Below are 26553 nucleotides of genomic sequence, written 5' to 3'. Positions count from 1 at the left end.
CCTCATGAAACTGCTGCAGACGACCCTACTGGCATCGGCACTGGCCCTCGCGGCCGCCGGCGCGCCTTCGCCCGCCCATGCGGTCGACGCGCTGGAGCTGGTCAACCGCACGCTCGACCAGGCATCCGACCTGGCGGCCCTGCCGCGCCAGCAGGTCCAGCTCAAGCGCCCCCCGCTGGTGCATGAACACGACCAGGTCGCCAAGGGCGGCCCGAAGGTCGTGCAGTTCACCCTGCCCATCGTCGAGAAGGAGATCACCATCGACGGCGAGGGCACGAAGATGCATGCGATGACCTTCGGCGGCTCGATCCCCGGTCCGCTGATGGTGGTCCACGAGGGCGACTACGTCGAAGTCACGCTGGTCAACCTGGCCAGCAACACGATGCCCCACAACATCGACTTCCACGCCGCGACCGGTGCGATGGGCGGCGGCGACCTGACCGTGGTCCAGCCCGGCGAGGAAGTCACCCTGCGCTGGAAGGCCACGCGCCCCGGCACCTTCGTCTACCACTGCGCCCCGGGCGGCCCGATGATCCCTTGGCACGTGGTAGCGGGTATGCACGGCACGATCATGGTGCTGCCGCGCGACGGGCTGAAGGACGGCGACGGGAAGGCGTTGCGCTACGACCGCGCCTACTACATCGGCGAGACCGAGTTCTACATCCCACGCGATGCCGACGGCAACTTCAAGGCCTACAGTTCGCATGCCGAATCGCTGCCGGACACGCTTGCGGCGATGCGCGGCCTGGTGCCCTCGCACGTGGTCTTCAACGGTGCCGCCGGCGCCCTGACGGGCGAGAACGCGATGAAGAGCAAGGTCGGCGAGACCGTGCTGATGGTGCATTCGCAGGCCAACCGCGACACCCGTCCGCACCTGATCGGCGGGCATGGCGACTACGTCTGGGAGGAAGGCAAGTTCAACAACGCCCCGCTCAAGGACCTGGAGACCTGGTTCATCCGCGGCGGTTCGGCGGGCGCGGCGCTGTACACCTTCCGCCAGCCCGGCATGTACGCCTACGTCAACCACAACCTGATCGAGGCGGTGCTGCTCGGTGCGGCGGCCCACTTCAAGGTCGAGGGCGACAAGTGGAACCACGACCTGATGACCACCCCCTCGGCGGTCGGCGCGATCGCGCCGGATACGGATCTTTCCCTGCCGTCCAGCAACTGATCCGGCGTCTCCCCGTCGTCGGAAGCCCCCGCGCAAGCGGGGGCTTTTTTGTTCTTCTCCCCAAACGAGGGAGAAATGGGCGCGCGATGGAACACTCTCTTTTCGGGGCTCCGGATGGACGCCGCGCCCTGGCGCCCGGGGATCGCTTTCCGCTCGGTCAGGGCATCCTGCCCTCACTCGCGCGCAAGACATCCATGTCTTGCTTGCCGCGATCCCCGGGCGCCAGGGCACGGCTCATCGCTGCTCGTGCTGCGATCTCCGAAAGCAGCAGTTCCAGAACGGCAAAGCGATGTGCCGGTGCCGCGAAGCATCGGACCCCGGGCGCCCCCCGCGCCTACGCTGCTCCGCGCAACGGCAGCCCCTATCGAAAGTCTTCGACCGCGGTTGGACACCTGGAAGACATCGCCGCACCCGCCCCCGAAGGCGCGGAACGGACGCCGACGCGCCGCAGTGTTCCGGGCAGGGGTTGCGCAAGCGGCACAGGGATGTGCCGCGGCCGCGAGTGCGGACAGGGACGTCTGCCCGAGCGGTGCGCGACCCCTGCCCGGGGCACTGCGGCCCCTCCGAAGTCGCACGCGACCGGGAGCCGGCCTCCCATCAGCCATCAGAATGATGGCCCGATCCCGTTGTCCAGGAGAACAATGCTCCCGGCAAACAAGGCGCTTCCCCGGGGCACGCTGACCGCCTACCCTCCCCCGCGCACCTCGGGCGAACGGATCATGACCTCCACCTTCATCGCGATCATCGATTTCGTCGGCACCTTCGCGTTCGCGATCAGCGGCGCGCTGGTGGCGGTGCGCCATCGCCTCGACCTGTTCGGCGTGCTGGTGCTGGCGTTCGCTGCGGCCACCGCCGGCGGCATCGTCCGCGACGTGCTGCTGGGCGCGACGCCGCCGGTCTCAGTGCTCGACTGGCGCTATCTCGCGATCTCCAGCGCCGCAGGCCTGCTGACCTTCTACCGCCACGAACGGGTCGAGCGGATGCGCAACCCGGTGCAGCTGTCCGATGCCGTCGGGCTGTCGCTGTTCGCGGTGCTCGGCGCGGACAAGGCGCTCGAGGCCGGCCTCGGCCCGACCGGCGCGATCATGCTCGGCATCCTGTCGGGCGTCGGCGGCGGGATCGTGCGCGACGTGCTGGTCGCGCAGGTCCCGAGCGTGCTGCAGCGCGAGTTGTACGCGATCGCGGCCTTCGTCGGCGCGACGGTGGTGGTCGCCGGCGATGCGCTGGGCCTGCCGCCCGCGCCCGTCACCGTCGGCGGCGCCGCGGCCTGCTTCGTGCTGCGCTGGCTGGCCATCCGGCGCGGCTGGCGGCTTCCGGTGTCGCGCGGGGGCGGTCCCGGGTAGACGCGACCGATGCGAACACGCGGCGGGTCGCCGCACGTCGTCCGCCCAGTGTATCCAACCGAGTGCGCGTCTGCCCGCCGACCACGGCGTCCGCGTGGTCGAGGCGCTACGCACTCATGGCTGAGCCGCTGTCTTCGCGGTGGCTGCCACCGGCGGCAATGCGCGCACGATCAGCGCCGCCAACGCGATGAACACGCCCGAGATCACCAGGCACGCGCCGATCCCCGCCACCTGGAACACCCAGCCCGACAGCACCGTGCCCAGCAGGCGTCCCATCGCATTGGCCATGTAGTAGAAACCCACGTCCAGCGAAACGCCGTCGCGCGCGGCGTGGCCGACGATCAGGTAGCTGTGGAGCGACGAGTTGACCGCGAACAGCACACCGAACACCGTCAGGCCGCCCAACAGCACCGGCTGTGGCGACAGGCCCGCCGCGAGCATCCCCGCCATCGCCAGCGGCACCACCGCCAGCGCCGCACCCCACGCGAACGCGGCACCGCCGCCCGGCATGCGCGCGTCCTGGCGACCGGTGACGTAAGGCGCCAGCGACTGCACGACCCCGTAGCCGATGATCCATGCCGCCATGAACCCGCCCACGCGCCAGAAGTCCCAGCCGAGCGTGGTCGCCAGGAACACCGGCAGCGCCACCACGAACCACACGTCGCGCGCCCCGAACAGGAACATCCGCGCTGCCGACAACAGGTTGATCGCACGGCTCTTGGAGATGAGGTCGCGGAACTTCGGCCGCGCGCCGGCCTTGCCCAGGTCGCCCCTGAGCAGTGCCAGGCTCGCCAGCCACACCAGCAGCAGCGCAGCGGCCATGATCGCCACCGCGGGCGCGAAACCGACCGTGGTCAGCAGCACGCCGCCCAGGAAGAAGCCGACGCCCTTGAGCGCGTTCTTCGACCCGGTGAGCGCCGCCACCCAGCGATACAGCGTGCCCGGCCGATCGTCCGCCACCAGCAGCTTGATGCTGCTCTTGGCGCTCATCTTGTTGAGGTCCTTGGCGATGCCCGACAGCGCCTGCGCCGCCATCACCCACACCACGGTCAGCCAGGCCGCCGGCACCAGCAGCATGCCCAGCGCCAGCACCTGCAGCGCCAGCCCGATGTGCATGGTGCGATCGAGCCCGATGCGCGCGCCCAGCCAGCCGCCGACGAGGTTGGTGACCACGCCGAAGACCTCGTAGAACAGGAACAGCATTGCGATCTGCAGCGGGCTGTAGCCCAACTGGTGGAAATGCAGCACCACCAGCATCCGCAGTGCGCCGTCGGTGAGGGTGAACGCCCAGTAGTTGCCGGTGACCAGCAGGTACCGGCGGACGTCGGGCGACAGGCGCGCGAGCATCGTTCAACCCGCCTGGCCGACCAGCCGCACCAGTTCCACCGTGCGGTTCACATAGCCCCACTCGTTGTCGTACCAGGCGTAGATCTTCACCTGGGTGCCGTTGACCACCAGGGTCGACAGCGCATCGACGATCGCCGAGCGCGGGTCGTGCAGGAAGTCGATCGACACCAGCGGCCGCGTCTCGTAGCCGAGGATCCCGGCCAGTTCGCCTTCCGCCGCGGTGCGCAGCAGTCCGTTGACTTCTTCCACCGTGGTGGCGCGCTCGACCTCGAACACGCAGTCGGTGAGCGAGGCATTGGTCAGCGGCACGCGCACCGCGTGGCCGTCGAGGCGTCCGCGCAGCTCGGGGAAGATCTCGGCGATCGCGGTCGCCGAGCCGGTGGACGTGGGGATCAGGCTGCTGCCGCAGGCGCGCGCGCGGCGCAGGTCCTTGTGCGGTGCATCGACGATCACCTGGGTGTTGGTGAGGCTGTGGATCGTGGTCAGGCTGCCGTGGCGGATGCCGATGCCTTCGTGGATCGCCTTGACCACCGGCGCGAGGCAGTTGGTCGTGCAGGAGGCGGCAGAAACGATCCGGTGCCGCGCGGCATCGAAACGCTGGTGGTTCACGCCCATCACGATGTCCAGCGTGCCGGCGGCCTTGATCGGCGCGGTCACCACCACCCGCTTCACGCCCTGGTCGAGGTAGGGCTGCAGCACGTCTGGCTTGCGGAACCTGCCCGAGGCCTCGATCACCACGTCGCAGGCCGTCCAGTCGCTGGCGGCGATGTCGTGGTTGCGGCTGACGGGGATGCGGGCGCCGTCGATCACCAGCGCGTCGTCCACTACGTGTATGTCGCGGTCCCAGCGTCCATGCACCGAATCGAACTGCAGCAGGTGCGCCAGCGTGGCCGGGTCGCCGGCCGGGTCGTTGATGTGGATGAAGGAAAATTCGGGACTGCCCCAGGCCGCGCGCAGGGCCAGTCGCCCCATCCGGCCGAAGCCGTTGATACCGATGCGAATGCTCATGTTTCCCCAGTTGGACAACGAACGAAAGTGTGGACTCGACGCTCAGCCGTGGCCGATCTCGCGGACCTGGCGCTCCAGCACCAGCCGGTCCAGCGCCTCGATCCTCAGCGCCGCCAGCAGGTGGATGCGCTGCTGCAACGCCATCAGCGCCTGCGCGAACGCCTTGCGCACGACCTCGTCGCTGCCGGTCGCCGCGACCGGATCGGGGATGCTCCAATGCGCCGTGGCCGGTTGCCCGGGCCACACCGGGCACGATTCACCGGCCGCGCTGTCGCAGACGGTGATCACCAGGTCCATCTCCGGCGCGCCGGGTTGCGCGAACTCGCTCCAGGACTTGCTGCGCAGGCCCTGCGTGGAGAACCCTGCCTCCTGCAGCACCTGCAATGCCACCGGGTCGACCTGTCCGCGCGGACGGCTGCCCGCGCTCCAGGCGGTGAAGCGCCCATGGCCCAACTCGTTGGCCAGCACCTCGGCCATGATGCTGCGCGCCGAATTGCCGGTGCACAGGAACAACAGGTTGTAGTGACCCTGCATGGCGAACTCCATCGGGAGGGGAAACCGGACTAGCCTCGCGCCTCGTACCAGCCGCGGGATGTATTGACAACGCGTACCAGCGACAGCATCACCGGCACCTCGACCAGCACCCCCACCACTGTCGCCAGCGCCGCGCCCGAATCGACGCCGAACAGCACGATGGCGGTGGCCACGGCGAGCTCGAAGAAGTTGCTGGCGCCGATCAGCGCCGACGGACCGCCGACGCAGTGCGGCGTACCCAACCGGCGGTTGAGCCAGTAGCCCACGCCGAAGGTGAGCCAGGCCTGGACCAGGATCGGCACGGCCAGCAGCGCGATGACCAGCGGCTGGCGCAGGATCTGCCCGCCCTGGAAACCGAACAGCAGCACCAGCGTCGCCAGCAGCGCGGCGATCGACCAGGGACCGAGCCGCGCCAGCGCACGCGCCAGCGCGGGCGTGCCACCGCGGCGCAACAGCGCGCGGCGCAGCAGCACGGCCACCGCGAGCGGGATCAGGATGTAGATCGCCACCGACAGCAGCAGCGTGTCCCACGGCACCCGGATCGCGGACATCCCCAGCAGCAGCGCGACCACCGGCGCGAACGCGAACACCATCACCGCGTCGTTGAGCGCCACCTGCGACAGCGTGAACTCCGGATCGCCGCCCGACAGGTGGCTCCACACGAACACCATCGCCGTGCACGGCGCGGCGCCGAGCAGGATCAACCCGGCCACGTATTCGTCGACCTGTTCCGCCGGCAGCCAGCGCGCGAACAGCACCCGCAGGAACAGCCAGGCCAGCAGCGCCATCAGGAACGGCTTGAACAGCCAGTTGACCCCGAGCGTGACGCCGATGCCGCGCCATTGCCGGCCCACCGCCCGCATCGCCGCGAAGTCGATCTTCAGCAGCATCGGCACGATCATCAGCCACACCAGTACCGCGACCGGCAGGTTCACGCTCGCCAGTTCCATTCCGCCCAGCGTCGTGAAGGCGCCGGGCAGCAGCCATCCGGCCGTGGTGCCGACCACGATGCACGCCATCACCCACAGGCTCAGGCGCCGCTCGAACGGTCCCATGCCCTGCGCCGGCGTCGCCGCGCGATCCGACCGGGTCATGCTGCCGATGCCTTGCGCCGGGTGCCGCTGCGCGACGCCACTGCCGGCCGGCAGGCTTCGGCATTGCCGCCGCAGCAGTTGTGGGTGAGGAACCCGATCAGTGCGTCCATCGCCTCGAAGTCGGCGCGATAGCGGATCGAACGCCCCTGCGGCATCGCGACTACGAGGCCTGCCGCGCCGAGCTCCTTGAGGTGGAACGAGAGCGTCGCCGGCGGCACCGACAGCGCTTCGGCGATCGCACCTGCCGCCAATCCCTCGGGACCGGCCTCGACCAGCAGGCGGAACACCGCCAGCCGGGTGTCCTGGCCGAGCGCGGCGAGCGCGATGGTTGCGTCTTTCATTTCCATGTTTCTAGAATAATCGAACAATATTGCACGGACAAGACAGCCATGACCCATCCCGATCTGCCCAACCTCCTCACCGGCGCGCTCGAGCTGCCCGACCCCGCCCGCCTGGATCCGGTGGGCCCACGCCACCCGCCCCGCATCCTCCTGCTCTACGGCTCGCTGCGGCCCGCGTCCTTCAGCCGCAAGCTCGCGCTGGAAGCGCAGCGCCTGCTGCGCGCGATGGGCGCCGAGACCCGCGTGTTCGATCCGCACGACCTGCCTTTGCTGGACAGCACGGCGGCCGACCACCCGAAGGTGCAGGAACTGCGCCGCCTGTCGCTGTGGTCGGAAGGCCAGGTGTGGGTCAGCCCGGAGCGCCACGGCAGCCCCACGGCGGTGTTCAAGAACCAGATCGACTGGCTGCCGCTGGAGGAAGGCGGCGTGCGTCCCACCCAGGGACGTACGCTCGCGGTGATGCAGGTCTGCGGCGGGTCGCAGTCGTTCAACGTGGTCAACGCGCTGCGCGTGCTCGGCCGCTGGATGCGCATGGTCACCATCCCCAACCAGTCGTCGGTGCCCAGGGCCTGGCAGGAATTCGACGCGAGCGGGCGGATGAAACCTTCGCCGTACTACGATCGCGTGGTCGACGTGATGGAAGAGCTGATGAAGTTCACCCTGATGGTTCGCGACCGCAGCGGTTACCTCACCAGCCGCTACAGCGAGCGCAAGGGCGACCTGGCGGCGGCCACGCTGGCACAGGCGTCGGGCGCGGTCGAAACCGCCGCGCCGGTACCGCTCCCCGTGCCCGCCGCGCCATTGGCGGCGGCCGGCCCCGCCTGCTGTCGCTGAGGACCAGGCCTTGCTCGCCACGATCCTTCACAACCCGGGCTGCGGCACCTCGCGCAACACGCTGGCGCTGATCCGCCACGCCGGCATCGAGCCGCGGATCATCGAATACCTGCGCGAGCCGCCCACGCGCCAGCGCCTGGCCGAACTCATCGCCGGCGCCGGCCTGTCCGTGCGCGAGGCGTTGCGCCGCAAGGACACGCCCTGGCGGGAGATGGGCCTGGACGATCCCGCACTCGACGACGACGCCCTGCTCGACGCGATGCTCGCCGAACCTGTTCTGATCAACCGGCCCTTCGTCGAGACCGACCGCGGCATCCGGCTGTGCCGCCCGTCGGAGGTGGTGCTCGACCTGCTGCCACCGGTCACCCGCCCCTTCGCGAAGGAAGACGGCGAAGTGGTGATCGATGCGCAGGGGCGGCGGGTGCGTTGAGCGACCACGCGCCCCCTCCGGACATCGCGTCGACAACGGCGGGTTCCGCGCGCGAGGTGTTCGCCACCTTCCTGCGGCTGGGCCTGACTTCGTTCGGCGGGCCGATCGCCCACATCGGCTACCTGCATCGCGAATGCGTGGCGCGCCGCGGCTGGCTCGACGAGGCGCGGTTCGCGCAACTGGTGGCGGTGTGCCAGTTCCTGCCGGGGCCGGCCAGCAGCCAGCTCGGCTTCGCGCTCGGGCTGCAGCGGGCGGGATGGCGCGGCGCCTTCGCCGCGTTCGTGGCCTTCACCCTGCCCTCGGCGCTGTGCCTGTTCGTGCTGGCGCTGCTGCTGCCCGATCTCGCGGACGATGCCTGGATGCCGGCCGTGGTGCGGGGACTGAAGCTGCTGGCCGTGGCCGTCGTCGCGCACGGGCTGGCCGGGATGGCCCGGCGCCTGACACCGGACCTGCCGCGCATCGGCATCGCCCTCGCCGCCGCCGCGCTGGTGCTGGCGACTGCCGGCGCCGGGCCGCAACTGGTCGCGATCGTGCTGGGCGGCGGCGCCGGGCTCGTACTGTGCCGCGGCGTCGCGTCGCAGGACTTCGAGCCCCTCCCCCTGCCGCACGGGCGTCGCACGGGTGCGATGTTGCTGGCCGTGTGGCTGGCGCTGCTGCTGATCGCGCTCGCGTTGCCGGCGACGTCGGCGCCCGATGCGGGCGGCGTGTTCGCGGCGTTCTATCGTGCAGGCGCGCTCGTGTTCGGCGGCGGGCACGTGGTGTTGCCGCTGCTGCAGGAGGCGGTGGTCGCGCCGGGCTGGGTCGACGGCGACACGTTCCTGGCAGGCTACGGCGCCGCCCAGGCGGTGCCCGGGCCGATGTTCACCCTGGCCGCGTTCCTCGGCGCGGATATCCCCCTGGGCCTCCCGGCTGCGGCCTCCTCCGCCATCGCGCTGGTCGCCATTTTCCTGCCGGGCCTGATGCTGCTCGCGGCCGTGCTGCCGTTCTGGGCGGCGCTGGCGCGCCGGCCGCTCGCCGCCCGCGCCGTGGCGGGCATCAATGCCGCCGTGGTCGGACTCCTTGCGGCCGCCTTCTACGATCCGGTATGGCGCGAAGGCATCCGCGGTCCGACCGACCTGCTGGTCGCAGCGGTGGCCCTGGGTCTGCTCGCCAGCGGACGCGTACCGGTGCTCGCCGTGGTCGCCTGGTGCGTGGGTGCGTCGTGTGCGGTCGCCACCGGCTGAAGGCGTTTTCCTTTGAGGAATCCCGCCGTCACCCCAGCAGGTACAACACGCCCAGCGGGTGATGCGTGCGCGCGACGAAATAGACCTTTGCGAACAGCAGCAGGGCGACGACGAAACAGGCGGCGCGCACGCGGGCGGTGCGGCCGCGGCGCAGGGCGAACACACCCACCACCACGTAGGCCACGATCAGCGCGACCTTCACCGCCAGCCAGCCGTTGGCGTAGAGCGCGCCGGGCAGGATCGTGAGCAGCATCATCGCCGCGGTGAGCAGCGCGGTGTCCACGGTGTAGCTGAACCAGCGCACGGGTGCAGCGTTCGGCCAGCGCATGCCGGCGAACAGCGCCAGGCCGCGCAACGCGAACAGCCCGCCGCTGAGCAAGGCCAGACCGATGTGGGCGTGCTTGATCTGCGGGTAGAACTCGATCATCGGAAAGCAACCTCGAACAGAAGGCCGACGGTCGGCCGCCTCCCACCTGCGGGAAGGGCGCCGTCCACCTCGCGGACGGCATGATACGGATCATCGACGCCGGGAGACCCGGACCTGCCCCGTGCGTTGCATGTGCGCGCGAGGATCCCGGCATTCGCTTCAGCAATCGCTGACGCGCCGCCGACAGCAGCCGCGCGGACGCCTGTCGCCACCTTCATCCGGGCTCGCCGTCCGCGCGCGGCGACAGGTAGATCAGGCCGATGCGCAGCACCCAGGGCGACAGCACCAGCAGCCAGCCCAGCGCCGCCAGCGCCTGCCACAGCAGCGCATCCGGCATCAGCTCGGCGGCGATGCGCATCGCCGCCACCGCCTGGATGCCGACGAAGGCGAACCACGCCAGGCCGTACATCGCCAGCGGTCGCCCGGAGTGCCCCTGGGTGACGCGGCTCACCATCGCCACCAGCACGCTGCCGAACAGGCCGATGAACAGCGCATGCGCCGGCGCGCGCCCGAGCACGAAGACGTCGGTCGCCAAGTACGCCAGGCTCTGCAGCGAGAACAGCGCGAAGGTCAGCGGCCACCACAGCAGGCCGACGAACAGCACCGACAACAGGCCCGGGGCATTGCCGCGTGGCCACCAGCGCCACAGCACGAACAGCGCCAGCGCCAGCATCGGCACGTCGACCAGCCACAGCCACGCGTAGGCATGCAGCAGCTCCAGCACGAGATGCGCCATCGCCAATGCCCAGATCGCGACAAGCAGCCACATCGGCCGCCAGACGACGTAGCCGGGCACGGCGTTGCCGGCGAAGAACGGGAACATCCGGTGGGCGACGGTCAGGTACACCGGCAGCAGCAGGCCGAAGGTGCCGAGCTTGATGGCGAACAACACCCACCATGGCGAGCCCGTGGCCAGGAAACCGCCGAAGCAGGCCACGCCGACCAGTCCGAGCAGCATCGCCGCGAAGCACGAGCGCGCATGCCAGGTGCGCCCGCGCTCGGCCAGCAGCAGCCGGCCCAGGATCCACACGCCCGCGCCCCAGCCCGCCAGCGTCATCAGCAGGCCCACCAACAGGGCAACCTCCAGCCCGAGCGCGCCCAGAAGCATCGCCAGTTGCCCGCCGAACAGGCCCACGCCCACCGGCGCATAGCGCCAGCGCACGATGTCCGGCAGCCCCATCCAGCGCGGGAACACCGTCAGCAGGAAGCCGAAGAAGAAACTGGGCAGCACCTGGAACTGCATCACGAACGCATGCAGCCAGCCGGCGTATGTCGCCGCCTGCGGCGCCTGCAGCAACCCCGGCCAGCGCTGTGCGGCGAGCCAGGCGGCCCACCATGCCATCGCCAGCAGCAGGTTGCCGGCGCCGATGAAGAACATCAGCCGGTGCGGGGCCGCGGCGAGCAGCCGTGGCGATGGCCTGGAAACGGAAGTGGTCATGCCGAACATGTTGGGCGAGGCGGCGGAAGGCGACGTTGACACAGGTCAAGACGCCGGCAGCGCGGGATTCATGCGCGCGCGGGCCGATCCGCGCCCGTTGCCGCCCCTCCTCGCGAGGGCATTTCGGCGACTTCGTAGCCACCCGGAACCAGCGTCCCGTCCGGCTCCACCACCATGCGCACGCGGGTCGCGCCACGGTAGAAGCTGGCGCGCCAGCGACCGGCGTCCTCGCCGGTGCCGCGCTCGCACAGCACCGCGATCCGCCGCTCGTCCATGAGCTGGCGGAACACGTCCACGTCCAGGCCGAAGCCGCCGGCGACCAGCGCCGCGTCGATCTCCACTTCCGGCCTGTCGACCAGGTCCAACGCGATCGTGCGGCCCGTCGATCCTTCCATCGTTGCATCCTCCATCACAGGCTCATGCGCCCGCCGCCGCCTCGCGCAGCGGCAAGGCGCGCCGCTTCGGCACGATCCACAGCCGCAGCATGAACCACGCCAGCGCCAGCGCACCGATGCTGAAGATCGTGTCGCCCGGCACCCGCATCCACACCAGCAGGTCGATCAGCGGCTGCTGCATGAACTCCGCCGAGCGTGCGTACCAGTAGCCGTGCTCCAGCGCCGCATTGAGCTGCAGCACGCCGATCGGCAGCAGGGTCAGCAGCGCCATCCCGGCAAGGCCGATGTTGAAGGCCCAGAACGAGACGGAGAGCGCGCGCTCGTTCCATTCGACGTCGGGCTTGAGCCCGCGCAGGCAGAACAGCATCAGCCCCACGCCGAGCATGCCGTAGACCCCGAACAGCGCGGTGTGCCCGTGCAGCGGCGTCAGGTTCAGGCCCTGCATGTAGTACAGCGGCAGCGGCGGGTTGATCAGGAACCCGAACAGGCCCGCGCCCACCAGGTTCCAGAACGCGACCGCGATGAAGAACATGATCGGCCACTTGTAGCGGGCCATCCACGGCGTCGCCTTGCCGAGCCTGTAGCTGTGGTAGGCCTCGAAGCCGACGTAGGCCAGCGGCACCACCTCCAGCGCGGAGAAGCTCGCGCCCAGCGCGATGACCGCGGTCGGCGTGCCGGTGAAGTACAGGTGGTGCAGCGTCCCCAGCACGCCGCCGGCGAGGAACACGATGGTGGCGAACAGCACCGCGATCGTCGCCGTCTTCACCTGCAGCAGGCCCAGGCGGGTGAACAGGAAGGCGATCACCGCCACCGCGAACACCTCGAAGAAGCCCTCCACCCACAGGTGCACCACCCACCAGCGCCAGTACTCCACCATCGACAGGTGGGTGTGCTCGCCCCACATCAGCCCGGCGGCGTAGAACACGCCGATCGCCACCACCGACAGGAACAGCAGCAGCACGATCGACTTCGATTCGCCGCCGCCGACGATCGCCGGCCACAGCGCGCGCCCCACCAGCAGCAGCCACAGGCCGAGGCCGACGAACAGGAACCATTGCCAGAAGCGGCCGATGTCGACGTACTCCCAGCCCTGGTGGCCGAACCAGAAGTTGTGCGCCAGGCCCAGCTTCTGCATCACCGCGAACCACTGCCCGGCGAACGAGCCGACCACGATCACGATCAGGCACACCCACAGCACGTTGACCCCCAGCCGCTGGAACTTCGGCTCGTGACCCGAGATCGCCGGGCCGATGTACAGGCCCATGCCCAGCCACGCGGTCGCGATCCACAGGACCGCCAGCTGCGTGTGCCAGGTGCGCGTGAGCGAATACGGCAGGATCTCCGACAGCGCGAAGCCGTAGGCCTGCTGGCCTTCGATCTGGTAGTGCGCGGTGGTGGCGCCGAGCAGGATCTGCACCAGGAACAGCGCCATCACTACCCAGAAGTACTTGGCGGTGGCGCGCATCGACGGCGTGAGCCTGATGTCGGCCAGCGGATCGGAGGCCGGCAGCACCGGCGCCATCTCCTCGCCGTGGTTGACCGCGTAGTGCCAGCCCAGCAGGCCGACGCCCGCGATCAGGAACAGCACGCTGAACACCGTCCACAGCAGCGCGCTGGGCGGCGGCGTGTTGCCGACAAGCTTGTCGGCCGGCCAGTTCGCGGTATAGCTGATCTCCTGCCCCGGCCGTTGCGTCACCTGCGACCAGGACACCCACCAGAAGAACGCGGTCATCGCCTGGCGGTTTTCCGCGCCATCCACGGTGTCGTTGCGCATGGCGTAGGCCTCGCGCAGCACCGCGGTCTCCGGTTCGTTGCCGAACAGGCTGACGTAGTGCGCGGCGACCTGCGCCATCGCCGCGGCGCGGTCGGGGTCGACCGTAATCGTGGCCGTGTCCGCGTCCCAGGTATTGGGCCGCAACAGGCCCTGTACGCGTGCCGCGTACGCGGCCTGGGTCGGGACGTCGAGTGCCTTGTAGCTGGCGAGCCCGTGCTCGCGCGCCGCCCAGCGGTCGAGGATGGCCTCGGCTTCGCGATGCAGCCAGTCCGCGCCCCAGTCCGGCGCGACGTAGGCGCCATGGCCCCAGATCGAGCCGAGCTGCTGTCCCCCGATCGACTGCCAGACCTGGCGGCCGCGCTCGATGTCGGCGCGGGTATAGAGCACCTCGCCGTCGCTGGACACCACCCGTTCGGGCATCGGCGGCGCCTGGCGGTGCACCTCGCTGCCGACCCAGAGCAGGACGGCGAAGGAACTGATCAACAGGACCGCCAGTCCTGTCCAGAGCTTGCGTGTGGAATCCATGTCGCGGCCTCTACGGAGTTCGCGGCATGGTCTTGCGACCGCGCTTGGGCCACCTTGACCTGCGTCAAGCGTGCACGAGCCGGTGCCTTCGCGGCTCGCACTCCGGGCCCGACCCGGGCACCACCCTCGCCCCGACCCTCTCCCGGCAGTGGAAAAGGGGTGGGATACCGTTATGCGTCCGCGGCTGTTTCCGCACCCCGGATGCGGCCTTTGGCCTTATCCGGGCTACGCTCCTGCCTGGGCGGGACTGCGCGCGGGCCGGGGCGCCCCGCAATCCGGACGCGCCTTGCGACGGGTCCGTGGCGAGGCGGTCGCGCCTGAAGGCGCTCCTACATGGGTCGACGGCCGGATCGGGCCTGAGGGCGCTCGCGTGGCTCGACGGCCGCGTCGCGCCTGGAGGCATTCCTGCAGAGCAGGTGGGTAGGAGCGCCTTCAGGCGCAACCGGCACGCAACCTGCGCTCGCCTCAGTCGCGCAGGACGTGGTGCGCCAGTTCTTCGAGCACCGCGGGCTTGAGCAGCTCCATGTCGCGCCGGTCCACCTTCAGCACGCCCTCGTCCTGCAGCTTGCGCAGCACCCGGCTGACCGTCTCCGGCGCCAGCCGCAGGTAGTTGGCGATGTCGGTGCGGGCCATGGTCAGGCGCATGCGCGTGGGCGAGAAGCCGCGCTCGGCGAAGCGCCGCGACAGCAGGACGATGAACGCGGCCAGCCGCTCGTCGGCGGTGAAATTGCCCGACAGCAACGAGGCCTTGCCGATGTCCTGGCTGAGCAGGTTGAACAGGTGGCGTTGCAGGCCCGGCATGCGCCCGGCGAGCGTGGCCATCATCGGGAACGAGAACCGGCACAGCATCACCGTGTCCAGCGCCACGGCATTGCAGGGGTAGCGCGAGGTCGCGATCGCGTTGAGACCGATCACCTCGCCCGGCAGGAAGAACCCCAGCACCTGTTCGCGGCCGTTGGCGTCGTTCACATAGGTCTTGACCGTGCCCGCACGCACCGCGGCGATGGCATTGAACGGATCGCCCTCGCGGAAGATGTGATCGCCCTCACGGAACGGGCCGACATGCTCGACCAGCACATGCAGGTCGCGCAGCAGGCTCTTGTCGTAGCCCTCGGCCAGGCAGGCCGCGGAAAAGGCGCAGGTACTGCAGAAGTTGAACTCGTCGCCATCGTCGGCGATCGGTGTCCCGGGCAACACCTTCAGTGGGGATTCCTGCACGCTCGCTGCCTTGATGCGGTCGCCTCAGATGGTCCGGGAATAGCGCACTCCCTCGCTCTGGGCGCCCAGGTACCGGTCGAAACACATGGCAATGATACGCAACAGCGCCCTTCCACGGGGCGTGGCGCGGATCGTGCCCGGCGGGCACTGCACCAGGCCGTCCTCCTGCAGCGGGCGCAGGGCGGCCAGCGCATCGCTGAAATACTCCCCGAAGCGGATCCCGTAGGCCTTCTCCACCTTGCGCGTGTCGATCTCGCCCTGACACATCAGCTGCTGGATCAGATCCGCGCGCAGCACGTCGTCGTTGCCCAGCATCAGCCCGCGCCAGATCGGCAGCCGGCCCTCGTCCACCGCCGCTTCCCAGGACGGCAGGTCGCGGTGGTTCTGGGTGAAGCTGTCGCCGACGTGGCTGATCGCGCTCACGCCGAAGCCGACCAGGTCGGTCTGCGCATGGGTGGTGTAGCCCATGAAGTTGCGGTGCAGGCCGCCTTCGCGCTGCGCGCGCGCCAGTTCGTCCTCGGGCAGCGCGAAGTGGTCCATGCCGATGTAGGCATAGCCGGCCGCGCCGAGCCGCTCCACAGCCAGTTCCAGCAGCGCCAGCTTGCCTTGCGCGCTGGGCAGGTCGTCGTCGCGGATCTGCCGCTGCGCCTTGAACAGCCGCGGCATGTGCGCATAGCCGTAGACCGCCAGCCGGTCGGGACGCGCGGCGATCACCGTGTCGAGGGTCCGCGCGAAACCTTCCGGGGTCTGCTTCGGCAGGCCGTAGATCAGGTCGACGTTGATCGAGCGCATGCCGAAGCGGCGGCAGGCGTCGATGATCGCCAGGGTCTCGTCGATCCCCTGCTCGCGGTTGATCGCCTTCTGCACCTCGGGGTCGAAGTCCTGGACGCCCAGGCTGGTGCGGTTGAAGCCGATCGCCGAGAGCACCTCGATGTCCTCGGGAGCGACGAAGCGCGGGTCCAGCTCGATCGAGAAGTCGCGGTCGAGCGCGTTGCTGAAGCTGAACTGCCGACCGAGGCTGCTCACCAGCTCGCCAAGCAGGCGCGGCGCGAGGAAGTTGGGGGTGCCGCCACCCAGGTGCAGCTGGACCACCTCGCGGTCGCGGTCGAACAGCGGCGCGACCAGCGCCATCTCGCGCTGCAGCCGGTCCAGGTAGATCCGCCCCTTCGCCTCGTCCCGGGTGATCACCCGGTTGCAGCCGCAGTAGAAGCACGGGCTCTGGCAATACGGGATGTGGACGTAGAGCGAGAGCTGGCGCGGGATCGGATCGTCGTTGCTGCGGCGGGCGATGTCGCAGAAATCCGCCTCGCCGAAGCCCTCGGTGAAGTTCGGCGCGGTCGGGTACGACGTGTAGCGCGGTCCCGGCCGGTCGTAGCGGCGCAGCAGGTCGGCGTCGAAACGCCAGCTCGGCTGGGTGGAAACAGGGGATGGGGTCGTCTGCATGGTCGGAAGTATCCGCAGGCGCCGGCACTTTCGCCTTGACCCGGATCAAGCCGTGCGGGCCGGCCGTCCGTCGACGCAACCTTCCATGATTCCGGCCGGCACGCTTTGATCTGGATCAACGACGGTTTCGCGCCGCGTGCATAATCTGCGCAACGTTCGGACCCCGGGAAGGCCCCATGCAACAGGCCGCGACAACGACTTACAACGACAAGGTGGTACGCCAGTTCGCGGTGATGACCGTGGTCTGGGGCATCGTCGGCATGCTGGTGGGGGTGATCATCGCCGCCCAGCTGTACTGGCCCGACCTCACCCACGGCATCGAGTGGCTCGGCTACGGACGGCTGCGTCCGTTGCACACCAACGCGGTGATCTTCGCCTTCGGCGGCTGCGCGCTGTTCGCCACCAGTCTGCACGTCGTCCAGCGCACCTGCCACGTGCGGCTGCTGTCGGACAAGCTGGCGGCGTTCGTGTTCTGGGGCTGGCAACTGGTGATCGTGCTGGCCGCGGTCACCCTGCCGCTGGGCTGGACCCAGGGCAAGGAATACGCCGAGCTGGAATGGCCGATCGACATCCTGATCGCGGTGGTCTGGGTCGCGTACGCGGTGCTGTTCCTAGGCACCATCGCGATCCGCAAGGTCAAGCACATCTACGTGGCGAACTGGTTCTACGCCTCGTTCATAATCGCCGTGGCGCTGCTGCACATCGTCAACAACATTTCGCTCCCGGTCGGGATCGGCAAGTCCTACAGCATCTACACCGGCGCGGTCGACGCCATGGTGCAGTGGTGGTACGGCCACAACGCGGTCGGCTTCTTCCTGACCGCCGGCTTCCTGGGAATGATGTACTACTTCGTGCCCAAGCAGGCCGGGCGGCCGGTGTACTCGTACCGGTTGTCGATCGTGCACTTCTGGGCGCTGATCGCGGTCTACATGTGGGCCGGTCCGCACCACCTGCACTACACCGCCCTGCCCGACTGGGCGCAGAGCCTGGGCATGGTGTTCTCGCTGATCCTGCTGGCGCCCAGCTGGGGCGGGGCGATCAACGGCATCATGACCCTGTCGGGGGTGTGGCACAAACTGCGCACCGACCCGATCCTGAAGTTCCTGATCGTCGCGATCAGCTTCTACATGATCGCCACCTTCGAGGGGCCGATGATGTCGATCAAGACGGTCAACTCGCTCTCCCACTACACCGACTGGACCGTCGGCCACGTCCACGCCGGCGCGCTGGGCTGGGTGGCGATGATCTCGATCGGCTCGATCTACGCGCTGCTGCCGCGGCTGCTGGGCCTGCGCGAGATGTACTCGATCAAGTGGATCGACCTGCACTTCTGGATGCACACGGTCGGCGTGGTGCTGTACATCGCCTCGATGTGGATCGCCGGCGTGATGCAGGGCCTGATGTGGCGCGCCACCAACGACGACGGCACCCTGACCTACAGCTTCGTCGAGGCGCTCAACGCCACCTACCCGTACTACCTGGTGCGCCTGCTCGGCGGCGTGGTGGTGCTGGCGGGCATGCTGCTGATGGCCTTCAACGTGTGGAAGACCTACCGCGAGGGACAGGCGGTCGCCGCCGACCAGCCGGTGCTGCCGCCCGATCCGACCCAAGCCCTGGCGCCGCAGGCGCAGGCACGCGCAGGAGCGCAGGCATGAGCGAGAACCACAATGCCCACGAGAAGGTCGAGAAGAACATCGGCCTGATGGCGGTGCTGATCGCGGTGGCGGTCTCGTTCGGCGGCCTGGCCGAGATCGTGCCGCTGATGTACCAGGCCGAGGCGATCGAACCGCTCCCGGGCGTCGAGCCCTACCCCGCGCTGGAGCTGGCCGGCCGCGATGTCTACGTGCGCGAGGGCTGCTACAACTGCCATTCGCAGATGGTGCGCACGCTGCGCTTCGAATCCGAGCGCTACGGCCACTACTCGCTGGCCGGCGAATCGGTCTACGACCGGCCGTTCCAGTGGGGCAGCAAGCGCACCGGGCCCGACCTCGCCCGGGTCGGCGGTCGCTACTCCGACGACTGGCACCGGGTGCACCTGATCAACCCGCGCGACGTGGTGCCCGAGTCGAACATGCCGGCCTACCCGTGGCTGGCCACCCGCAACGTCGACCGCGACCAGGTCGCGTATCGCATGCGCGCGCTGCAGGGCATCGGCGATCCCTATACCGACGAGGACATCGCCCAGGCGCCGGAGGCGGTCGCCGGCAAGACCGAGCTCGATGCCGTGGTCGCCTACCTGCAGGGCCTCGGTCGAAACGCACCCAGGACGGGAGACGCGCCATGATCTCCGGCATCGTCACCGCCGTGTTGCTGGTGTGCTTCGTGGGCGGATGGATCTGGGCCTGGAGCCCGAAGCGCAAGCGCGAGTTCGAAGACGCGGCGCAACTGCCGCTGGACGATGAGCAGGAGTCCCCCCGATGAGCAGCGCGTGGTCGTGGTACGTCATCGTCCTGGTGGTGCTGAACATCGGCGGCTGCGTCTGGCTGCTGTGGTGGACCGCGCGCCGGCGCCCGGGCGACCCGAAGCCGGAAGACACCAGTCACGTCTGGGACGGCGACATCACCGAGTACAACAAGCCGCTGCCGAAGTGGTGGATCAACCTGTTCTACATCACCATCGTCTTCAGCATCGGCTACCTGGTCTGGTTCCCCGGCTTCGGCAGCTTCGCCGGCACCAGCGGCTGGACCTCCGCCGGCGCGCACGACGCCGAGAAGGCGCGCCGCGACCGCCAGCTCGAGGAAACCTTCGGCGTCTACGCCGACCAGCCGTTCGAGCGCCTGGCGCAGGATCCGGCGGCGATGGAACTGGGCCGCTCGATCTTCGCCAACACCTGCGCGGCCTGCCACGGCTCCTCGGCGCAGGGTGCGCCGGGTTATCCCAACCTGACCGACGCCACCTGGAACTGGGGCGGCGATCCGGAGCGGATCCTGCAGTCGGTGCTCGACGGCCGACAGGGCGTCATGCCCCCGCTCGGCACCGTGCTCGAGGGCATCGGCGGAGAAGTCGCGATCACCCAGGCCGCGACCTACGTGCGCGCACTACGCTCGGACGACATCGAGGCCACGCTGCGCAGCGACTACATGGCCGCGCGCGGCAAGAAGTACTACGACAGCCTGTGCGTGGCCTGCCACGGCCCCGATGGCAAGGGCAACCAGGACCTCGGCGCGCCGGACCTGACCGTGCGCAACACGCTCTATCCCAACACGCTCGACAGCATCCGCACGACGATCATCGACGGCCGCCACGGGGTGATGCCCGCGCATCGCGACCTGCTTGGCGAAACCCGCGCACGCCTGGTGGCGGCCTACGTCTGGTCGCTGTCACAATCGGCAACCGCACAGGCTCCGCCGGAACGGCAATGACCGACTACACCGAGCCGCGTTTCGACCACCCGCCGCGCCCCATGGCGCAGCGGGTGGGCGCGATCCTGTGGCCGAGCTTCTTCGCCGCGGGCGTGTGCACGATGGTGTTCTTCGCCTTCATCGACCCGATCGAGCTGCGCGACATGACCTTCCCCGACCTGCCGGTCACGCGCGAGTTGGGCTACACCCTCGGGTTCTTCATGTTCTGGCTGGCGACGGCGGCGTCCAGCCTGTTCACCTGGATCCTGCTGCGGCCGGCGAGCCGTTTCAACCGGGCCCTGCCGCCCGGTTGATGCCGACGATGGCGAGGCGCCCCCGGGCCCGACGCGTGCTGGGACATTCTGTCGCTTTTGCCGCGCTGGGCGAACCCCATACTGGGACGGTCCGCACGGCGGGCCGCCGTCCCCAGCCACACCGGGCCACGACCGGTGGAGCCATGCACATGAACATCCTGCCCCCCAACCCGAACGCGCGCTCCGTCCCGACCGGACCCACGGGACCGTCGCGATGAGCCGCAACATCCCCATCGATGTGGTCGACGAGGGCGACAGCTCGCTCTACGTGAAGGAACGCAAGGTCTATCCGCGCGACGTCTCCGGGCCGCTCAACCGCCTGCGCGTGGCGGCCGTGGTCTGGCTGCTGGGCATGTTCTACGTGTTTCCGTGGCTGCGCTGGGACGGCCGCCAGGCGGTGCTGTTCGACCTGCCCGCGCGCAAGTTCCACGTCTTCGGGCTGACCTTCTGGCCGCAGGACTTCCTGTTCCTGGCCCTGCTGCTGATCATCGCCGCGCTGGCGCTGTTCTTCTTCACCGCGCTGGCCGGCCGGCTGTTCTGCGGCTACGCCTGCCCGCAGACGGTGTGGACCGAGGTGTTCCTGTGGATGGAGCGCTGGACCGAGGGCGACCGGCCGAAGCGGATGAAGCTCGATGCCGCGCCGTGGACCCGCGAGAAGGTCCTGCGCAAGGGCGCCAAGCACGCGCTGTGGATGCTGTTCGCATTGTGGACCGGCTTCACCTTCGTCGGCTTCTTCACGCCGATCACCGATCTCGGCGCGCGCCTGGGCACCCTGTCCTGGGGCGGCTGGGAGACCTTCTGGGTGCTGTTCTACGCACTGGCCACCTGGGGCAACGCCGGCTTCCTGCGCGAGCAGGTGTGCAAGTACATGTGTCCCTATGCCCGCTTCCAGAGCGCGATGTTCGACCGCAACACCCTGATCATCGCCTACGACCCGCTGCGCGGCGAGCCGCGCGGTCCGCGCAAGCGCGGCCTGGGCAGCGTGCTCGAGCGCGTCCGCGGCCTGCTCGACAAGACCACCGCCTACGACTACGTGTTCCGCGCCGGCCGGCACCCTTCCGCGGCCTCCCAACTGGTGCACGCCAAGGGCACGATCACCTGGGACGGCGACCTGGGCGAGGTGGCGCCGCTGCCGAAGTTCGCGCCCGAGCAACTGGGCGACTGCGTCGACTGCACGATCTGCGTGCAGGTCTGCCCGACCGGCATCGACATCCGCAACGGGCTGCAGTACGAGTGCATCGCCTGCGGCGCCTGCATCGACGCCTGCGACGAGGTGATGGACAAGATGGGCTACCCGCATGGCCTGATCCGCTACTCGACGCAGAACGCGATCGACGGCAAGTCGACCCGCGTGCTGCGCCCGCGGATCGTCGTCTACGGCCTGCTGCTGCTAGGTTTCATGGTCGCCTGGGCAGTGGGCGTGAGTACCCGCAGCGACCTGATCGTCGAAGCGCTGCGCGACCGCAATGCGCTCTACCGCGAGACCGCGGATGGCGTCGTCGAGAACGACTACACGCTCAAGCTGGTGAACAAGTCCGACCGCGACCGCACGTTCCGCATCTCGGTCGAGGCGGCGCCGGGCATCGAACTGCGCGACAATGGCGGCGCCGTGCGCGCCAGGGCCGGGGCGGTGGCGTCGGTGCCGGTGGTGGTGGTCTCGCGCGACGGGACGGCCGGGCGCAACGACATCCGCTTCATCGTCGAGGAAGACGACGGCGCCAGCCGCAAAGTGGTCGACAGCAGCTTCTTCGGACCGGTGCGATGAACGAGAGCGAGAAAAAACCCTTCTGGAAGCTGCCGATCATGTGGCTGGTGATCGGTCTGCCGCTGGCGTCTGTCGTGGCCGGGATCTCGCTGCTGGTCATCGCCACCCGCAGCGGCGGCAGCGACTCGGTGCGCGACGACGTGCAACGCGTTTCGCAGATCCAGACCGCCAATCTCGGGCCCGACGAGAATGCGCGCGCGCTCGGCCTGAGCGCCGTGCTGCGTGCGGACGAAGGCGTGCTGGAGGTCATTCCCGCCACCGGCGAGTTCGCGCGCAGGGCCACGCTGCGGCTGGTACTGCAGCACCCCAGCCGCAGCGCCGAAGACCTCGAAGCCGATCTCCCGCCCAGCGCCACCGGCTGGCGCACCGAGCAGGCGATCGACGACGGCCACGACTGGATCGTCGAACTCTCCGCCGCCGACGGCAGCTGGCGCCTGCGCGGCCGCCTGCCCAAACAGCAGCACGCGGCGCGTCTGGCCCCGTCGTTGACGCGTTAGGCGTCCGCATGGACGCCGTACCGGCGCCCGCCTGCCACCACTGCGGCGAGCCGTTGCCGCGTGGCGCGGTGCATCGCGTCGTCGATGCCGAGAGCCGCGATTACTGCTGCGACGGCTGCGCGGCGGCGGCGCGCTGGATCCGCGACGCCGACCTCGGCGACTACTACCGCCTGCGCACCGTCGCCGCCGGCCGCGTCGGCAACGAACGCGTGGACCTGTCCGCCTGGGACCGCGAAGACCTGCTGCGCGAACACGCGCACGCGATCGACGGCGGCCATCGCATCACCCTGCTCACCGACGGCATGCGCTGCGCCGCCTGCGCCTGGCTGATCCAGAAGGCGCTGGCACGCGAGCCGGGCGTGCACGACATCACCGCCAACGCCGTCACCGGACGCATCCGCATCGACTGGGACCCGGCGCTCACGCCGCTGTCGCGGGTGCTGCACCGGCTCGCCGCACTCGGCTACCGGCCCTACCTGGCCGGCGGCGACGCGCGCGAGCGCGCCCGCATCGCCGAGCGCAACCGCTGGCTGCTGCGCCTGGGTGTAGCGGGGCTGGGCACGCTGCAGGCGATGATGCTGGCCGAGGCGCTGTACCTGGATTTCGACAACCAGATGCCGGCCGCCACCCGCGACTTCTTCCGCTGGATCGCGTTCCTGCTGTCCACGCCGGTGGTGTTCTATTCCGGCTGGCCGTTCCTGTCGGGCATGTGGCGGGAACTGCGCGCGCGCCATGTCGGCATGGACACGCTGATCGCCACCTCCACCCTGCTCGCCTACTTCGCCAGCCTGGTCGAGACGCTGCGCGGCGGCGCGCACGTGTGGTTCGACGCCGCGGTGATGTTCGTGTTCCTGCTGCTGGCCGCGCGCATGCTGGAGCAACGCGCGCGCAACGTCGCCAGCGCCCAGGTCGACGCGCTGGCGCGCGCACGGCCCGCGTTCGCGACCCGCGAAGCCGCCGACGGCGGCCGCGAGTCGGTGGCGCTGTCCGACCTGCGTCCCGGCGACGTGGCCTGCATCGCGGTGGGCGAACCGGTGCCCGCCGACGGCGTGCTGCTCGACGCGGAGACCTGGCTCGAGGAATCGCTGCTGACCGGCGAACCCGGTGCGGTGCGCAAGGCGCCGGGAGCACCGGTCTACGCCGGCACGGTCAATCGCGAGGCGCCCGCGCGTATCCGCGTCACCTGCACCGGCCAGCAGACGCGGCTCTCGCAGCTGACCCGCATGGTCGAGGACGCGCAGTCGCACCGCCCTCGGCTGGCGCGCATGGCCGACCGTGTCGGCAGCCGCTTCGTGGTCGGCCTGCTGTTCGTCGCCGTGCTGGTCTACGCCGGCTGGCGCCTGCACGATCCCTCGCGCGCGTTCGAGGTGACGCTGGCGCTGCTGGTGATCAGCTGCCCCTGCGCGCTGTCGCTGGCGGTGCCGACCGCGCTCGCGGCCGCGCACGGCGCGCTGGCGCGCGTGGGCGTGCTGGCCACGCGCGCCGACGCGATGGAAACGCTGGCCGGCGCGACCGACATCGTGTTCGACAAGACCGGCACGCTCAGCGACGACCGTCCGGTCCTGGCGGACGTCGAGACGTTCGACGGATTCGCCGCGGGCGACGCCTTGGCCATCGCCGCGGCGCTGGAACGCGATGCCAACCACCCGCTCGCTGCCGCGTTCGCGCATGCCGATGCCGGACTGCCTGTGGCTGGGGTACGTGCGGTCGCCGGCCACGGCATCGAGGGCGCGATCGCCGGGCGCGGCTGGAAGCTCGGCCGTGCCGAGTTCGCGTGTGGCGGCGAAGACGACGGCGCGCTCTGGCTCGGCGACGGCGGGAACGCGGCGGCACGCTTCGCCCTGCGCGAATCGATCCGCGGCGACGCGCCGACGGCGCTGGAGGCGTTGCGCGGGCTCGGCCTGCGCATCCACCTCTCCAGTGGCGATGCCGCGGCGCCAGTGTCATCGCTGGCGCAAGCGCTCGGCATCGACGGAGCCCATGCCCGCCAGCGCCCCGAAGACAAGCTCGCTCTGGTCCGGCGGCTGCAGTCGGACGGCCGGATCGTGGCGATGGTCGGCGACGGCCTCAACGACGCGCCGGTGCTGGCCGGCGCCGACGTGTCGCTGGCGATGGACACGGGCGCGGCGCTGGCGCAACGCGCGGCGGACCTGGTGATGACCGGGCCGACGCTGCTGCGTATTCCCGCCGCGGTGCGACTGGCGCGCAGGATGCGCTGCGTGATCGGCCAGAACTTCGCCTGGGCGCTGGGCTACAACCTGCTGGCGGTGCCGCTGGCGGCCGCGGGCCTGGTGACGCCGTGGATCGCGGCGCTGGGCATGGCGGGATCGTCGCTGGTGGTCACACTGAACGCCTTGCGCCTGACCCGGAGTCCGCAATGAGGATTCTGCTGCTGCTCGTGCCGATCAGCCTGGTGCTGCTGGGCCTGGCGGTCTGGGCGTTCGTCTGGGCGGTGCGGCGTGGCCAGTTCGACGACCTGGACACACCCGGCCTCGACATCCTCGCCGAGGACGAGGACGAACTGCGCGAAACCCGCGCCGCGCGCGAACGCAATCGCGCACCGGGGACGCCTGATGCCGATTGACTGGCTGGTACTGCTGGCCGCGCTGACCAGCGGCCTGCTCGGCGGCCTGCACTGCGCCGCCATGTGCGGCGGCATCGCCACCGGCCTGTCCGCGACCGCTCCCGGCGGCGGCTGGTCTGGCGCCCTGCAGCTCAACCTCGGGCGCGTCGGCGGCTACGTGCTGGCGGGGCTGATCGTGGGCACGTTCGGACACGGGCTGGTCACGGTGCTGCGCGATCCCTGGATCGGCATCGTGCTGCGGGCGCTGGCTGGCGCGGCCCTGGTGGTGGTGGCGCTGCGCCTGCTGGGCGTACGGGCGCTGCCCGGCTTCCTGTCCCGGCCCGGCGCGCGCGCCTGGTCGTGGCTGCAGCCGCTGCAGCGGCGCCTGCTGCCGGCGGACACGCCGCCCCGGCGGCTCGGCATCGGCGCACTCTGGGGCTGGCTGCCGTGCGGCCTGAGCTTCAGCCTGTTGACGGTGGCCTGGCTGCAGGCGCACCCACGCAACAGCGCGCTGACGATGCTCGCCTTCGGCTTGGGCACCCTGCCGGTGATGCTGCCGCTGACCTGGTCGGGCCAGCGCATGGGACGCTGGCTGCAGCGTCCCGGGCTGCGGACGGGCGCCGCGCTGGTGGTGCTGGCGATGGGACTGCTGACGATCGCCGCGCCCTGGCTGATGCGGGTGCCGGCGCTGCACGACCTGCTGTCGGCCCTGGGCTGCCAGCCCCTGCCCTAGGACCCGTCCCGCCGTCATCGCGTGACCGGGACCACCTTGCCGTCGAGCCCCAACGCGCAGGAACGACTCCATCCCACCCGCCCCAGGCCCGCCCGCCTCGATATTGCGTCCCTCACCGCCCAGGCCGACTGCGATGGAGTCCGCTTGCGTCCGCGGCCCCGTCCTCCGGCCGATAGCGCGCCTGCAGGTTCGCCGCCACCCGCTGCGCCATCTCGTCGGCGAGTCGCTGCATCGCTTGGTTGCCGAGGCCGGCCGTGGTCTCCGCGAATAGCGCCAGCCAACGCTCGAACATCGCTGCATCCAGCCCCGGCAGCGCGTTGTGGCGCTGCACCGGGGCCCCGCTGAAGCGGCGCGTGCCGCGCAGCATCGCCGACCAGAAGTCCACCAGATGCGCCAGGTGGCCGGCCAGTCGGCGACATGCGTTGCGAATACCGGCCCCAGCAGCGGGTCGGCGCGCACCCGGGCATAGAACGCGTGCACCAGACGCGCCACCTCCTCCTCGGTACAGAGGTCCGGGCCGGGCAAGGGCGATGGCGGTTCAAAGGTCGACATTGATCGGCAAGCGGTGACGGGAGTGAAGACGCCCGAGCGGAGGCGTCGATGCACTGCGGACGGGCCGCGGCGCACCCTCGCGATCGCGCAGGCGATGCCCAACCGGCATTCAGCCCCGGGATAGCGGCTGGGCGCCGTGCAACGCTAGTCTCACATGCGGCGCATCCGCATCGGCTGATCCAGATCAAGGCACCGCGCCCTGCAAAGCGCGACCATGGCGTCAACCGGAATCGACACCCGACC

27 protein-coding genes are annotated in these 26553 nt (G+C 69.9%); 15 read left to right on the top strand and 12 right to left on the bottom strand.

What is annotated here, in order from left to right:
- Nucleotides 1-4 precede the first annotated feature (4 nt).
- Together nirK and JMO03_RS16550 are read left to right on the top strand one after the other, a co-directional pair.
- Entirely contained in the window at nt 5-1171 is a 1167-nt protein-coding gene (nirK, locus tag JMO03_RS16555; RefSeq protein WP_202844844.1) for a copper-containing nitrite reductase, read from the top strand.
- Between the two features lie 719 nt (nt 1172-1890).
- Nucleotides 1891-2514 carry a trimeric intracellular cation channel family protein gene (locus JMO03_RS16550; protein ID WP_202844843.1) on the top strand — a complete coding sequence of 208 codons (624 nt, stop codon included), beginning with the start codon at nt 1891-1893 and terminating at the stop codon, nt 2512-2514.
- A 114-nt stretch (nt 2515-2628) separates the two neighbouring features.
- Here JMO03_RS16550 and arsJ read toward each other — a convergent pair whose 3' ends face one another.
- The 5 genes from arsJ to JMO03_RS16525 are packed head-to-tail and all read right to left on the bottom strand — an operon-like array spanning nt 2629 to nt 6844.
- Nucleotides 2629-3861: an organoarsenical effux MFS transporter ArsJ gene (arsJ, locus tag JMO03_RS16545; protein WP_202844842.1), complete on the bottom strand. Its 1233-nt coding sequence runs from the start codon at nt 3859-3861 to the stop codon at nt 2629-2631.
- A gap of 3 nt (nt 3862-3864) precedes the next feature.
- Nucleotides 3865-4869 carry an ArsJ-associated glyceraldehyde-3-phosphate dehydrogenase gene (locus JMO03_RS16540; protein WP_202844841.1) on the bottom strand — a complete coding sequence of 335 codons (1005 nt, stop codon included), beginning with the start codon at nt 4867-4869 and terminating at the stop codon, nt 3865-3867.
- A gap of 42 nt (nt 4870-4911) precedes the next feature.
- On the bottom strand, nt 4912-5415 hold the full coding sequence (locus JMO03_RS16535) for an arsenate reductase ArsC (protein WP_238346242.1): 504 nt from the start codon (nt 5413-5415) through the stop codon (nt 4912-4914).
- Nucleotides 5416-5432: 17 nt separating this feature from the next.
- On the bottom strand, nt 5433-6458 hold the full coding sequence (gene arsB / locus JMO03_RS16530; RefSeq protein ID WP_202844933.1) for an ACR3 family arsenite efflux transporter: 1026 nt from the start codon (nt 6456-6458) through the stop codon (nt 5433-5435).
- A 35-nt stretch (nt 6459-6493) separates the two neighbouring features.
- Nucleotides 6494-6844 carry an ArsR/SmtB family transcription factor gene (locus JMO03_RS16525; RefSeq protein ID WP_202844840.1) on the bottom strand — a complete coding sequence of 117 codons (351 nt, stop codon included), beginning with the start codon at nt 6842-6844 and terminating at the stop codon, nt 6494-6496.
- A gap of 42 nt (nt 6845-6886) precedes the next feature.
- On the opposite strand from JMO03_RS16525, the gene arsH reads away from it, so the two are divergent.
- From arsH to chrA, 3 genes are read left to right on the top strand one after another with little or no spacing between them, the layout of a single operon-like run.
- Complete coding sequence (gene arsH / locus JMO03_RS16520) at nt 6887-7672, top strand: arsenical resistance protein ArsH (RefSeq protein ID WP_202844839.1); 786 nt, start codon at nt 6887-6889, stop codon at nt 7670-7672.
- A gap of 10 nt (nt 7673-7682) precedes the next feature.
- A complete protein-coding gene (gene arsC, locus JMO03_RS16515; protein WP_202844838.1) occupies nt 7683-8102 on the top strand; it encodes an arsenate reductase (glutaredoxin) in 420 nt (139 codons plus the stop codon).
- Entirely contained in the window at nt 8099-9325 is a 1227-nt protein-coding gene (gene chrA, locus JMO03_RS16510) for a chromate efflux transporter (protein WP_238346241.1), read from the top strand. Before arsC ends, chrA begins: the two co-directional genes overlap by 4 nt.
- Nucleotides 9326-9353: 28 nt before the next feature.
- On the opposite strand, the gene JMO03_RS16505 is transcribed toward chrA, so the two are convergent.
- The 6 genes from JMO03_RS16505 to hemN all read right to left on the bottom strand — a co-directional run bounded on the left by JMO03_RS16505 (nt 9354) and on the right by hemN (nt 16545).
- Nucleotides 9354-9752: a SirB2 family protein gene (locus JMO03_RS16505; RefSeq protein ID WP_202844837.1), complete on the bottom strand. Its 399-nt coding sequence runs from the start codon at nt 9750-9752 to the stop codon at nt 9354-9356.
- Between the two features lie 214 nt (nt 9753-9966).
- Complete coding sequence (locus JMO03_RS16500; RefSeq protein WP_238346240.1) at nt 9967-11190, bottom strand: NnrS family protein; 1224 nt, start codon at nt 11188-11190, stop codon at nt 9967-9969.
- A gap of 68 nt (nt 11191-11258) precedes the next feature.
- Nucleotides 11259-11585: a DUF6522 family protein gene (locus tag JMO03_RS16495; RefSeq protein WP_202844835.1), complete on the bottom strand. Its 327-nt coding sequence runs from the start codon at nt 11583-11585 to the stop codon at nt 11259-11261.
- Nucleotides 11586-11607: 22 nt separating this feature from the next.
- On the bottom strand, nt 11608-13884 hold the full coding sequence (locus JMO03_RS16490; RefSeq protein ID WP_202844834.1) for a nitric-oxide reductase large subunit: 2277 nt from the start codon (nt 13882-13884) through the stop codon (nt 11608-11610).
- Between the two features lie 465 nt (nt 13885-14349).
- The gene (locus JMO03_RS16485; protein ID WP_202844833.1) at nt 14350-15102 is read right to left on the bottom strand and encodes a cyclic nucleotide-binding domain-containing protein; all 753 of its coding nucleotides are present in this window, start codon (nt 15100-15102) and stop codon (nt 14350-14352) included.
- Between the two features lie 24 nt (nt 15103-15126).
- Nucleotides 15127-16545, bottom strand: coding sequence for an oxygen-independent coproporphyrinogen III oxidase (gene hemN, locus JMO03_RS16480; protein ID WP_202844832.1), 1419 nt, complete (start codon nt 16543-16545; stop codon nt 15127-15129).
- 176 nt (nt 16546-16721) lie between these two features.
- Between hemN and ccoN the strand changes: the two genes are divergently transcribed.
- From ccoN to JMO03_RS16430, 10 genes are all read left to right on the top strand, one after another.
- Nucleotides 16722-18200, top strand: coding sequence for a cytochrome-c oxidase, cbb3-type subunit I (ccoN, locus tag JMO03_RS16475; RefSeq protein ID WP_202844831.1), 1479 nt, complete (start codon nt 16722-16724; stop codon nt 18198-18200).
- Nucleotides 18197-18829, top strand: coding sequence for a cytochrome-c oxidase, cbb3-type subunit II (gene ccoO, locus JMO03_RS16470; protein ID WP_202844830.1), 633 nt, complete (start codon nt 18197-18199; stop codon nt 18827-18829). The genes ccoN and ccoO overlap by 4 nt, the downstream gene beginning before the upstream one ends.
- A complete protein-coding gene (locus JMO03_RS16465; RefSeq protein WP_202844829.1) occupies nt 18826-18966 on the top strand; it encodes a cbb3-type cytochrome oxidase subunit 3 in 141 nt (46 codons plus the stop codon). The genes ccoO and JMO03_RS16465 overlap by 4 nt, the downstream gene beginning before the upstream one ends.
- The gene (ccoP, locus tag JMO03_RS16460) at nt 18963-19907 is read left to right on the top strand and encodes a cytochrome-c oxidase, cbb3-type subunit III (RefSeq protein WP_202844828.1); all 945 of its coding nucleotides are present in this window, start codon (nt 18963-18965) and stop codon (nt 19905-19907) included. The genes JMO03_RS16465 and ccoP overlap by 4 nt, the downstream gene beginning before the upstream one ends.
- Nucleotides 19904-20200 (top strand): hypothetical protein, encoded by a 297-nt coding sequence (locus JMO03_RS16455; protein ID WP_202844827.1) that lies wholly within the window; start codon nt 19904-19906, stop codon nt 20198-20200. Before ccoP ends, JMO03_RS16455 begins: the two co-directional genes overlap by 4 nt.
- 214 nt (nt 20201-20414) lie before the next feature.
- Nucleotides 20415-21965, top strand: coding sequence for a 4Fe-4S dicluster domain-containing protein (locus tag JMO03_RS16450; RefSeq protein ID WP_202844826.1), 1551 nt, complete (start codon nt 20415-20417; stop codon nt 21963-21965).
- Nucleotides 21962-22462 (top strand): FixH family protein, encoded by a 501-nt coding sequence (locus tag JMO03_RS16445; protein WP_202844825.1) that lies wholly within the window; start codon nt 21962-21964, stop codon nt 22460-22462. Before JMO03_RS16450 ends, JMO03_RS16445 begins: the two co-directional genes overlap by 4 nt.
- Nucleotides 22463-22470: 8 nt before the next feature.
- A complete protein-coding gene (locus tag JMO03_RS16440; RefSeq protein WP_202844824.1) occupies nt 22471-24843 on the top strand; it encodes a heavy metal translocating P-type ATPase in 2373 nt (790 codons plus the stop codon).
- The gene (gene ccoS / locus JMO03_RS16435; protein WP_202844823.1) at nt 24840-25046 is read left to right on the top strand and encodes a cbb3-type cytochrome oxidase assembly protein CcoS; all 207 of its coding nucleotides are present in this window, start codon (nt 24840-24842) and stop codon (nt 25044-25046) included. The genes JMO03_RS16440 and ccoS overlap by 4 nt, the downstream gene beginning before the upstream one ends.
- Nucleotides 25036-25758, top strand: coding sequence for a sulfite exporter TauE/SafE family protein (locus JMO03_RS16430; RefSeq protein WP_202844822.1), 723 nt, complete (start codon nt 25036-25038; stop codon nt 25756-25758). The genes ccoS and JMO03_RS16430 overlap by 11 nt, the downstream gene beginning before the upstream one ends.
- A 112-nt stretch (nt 25759-25870) precedes the next feature.
- Here JMO03_RS16430 and JMO03_RS16425 read toward each other — a convergent pair whose 3' ends face one another.
- A complete protein-coding gene (locus tag JMO03_RS16425; protein WP_202844821.1) occupies nt 25871-26143 on the bottom strand; it encodes a group III truncated hemoglobin in 273 nt (90 codons plus the stop codon).
- Between the last annotated feature and the right edge of the window lie 410 nt (nt 26144-26553).

The organism is Luteimonas saliphila (genome assembly GCF_016774335.1).
GTDB classification, from domain to species: domain Bacteria; phylum Pseudomonadota; class Gammaproteobacteria; order Xanthomonadales; family Xanthomonadaceae; genus Luteimonas; species Luteimonas saliphila.
This window is presented reverse-complemented; position numbering and strand designations above follow the sequence as displayed.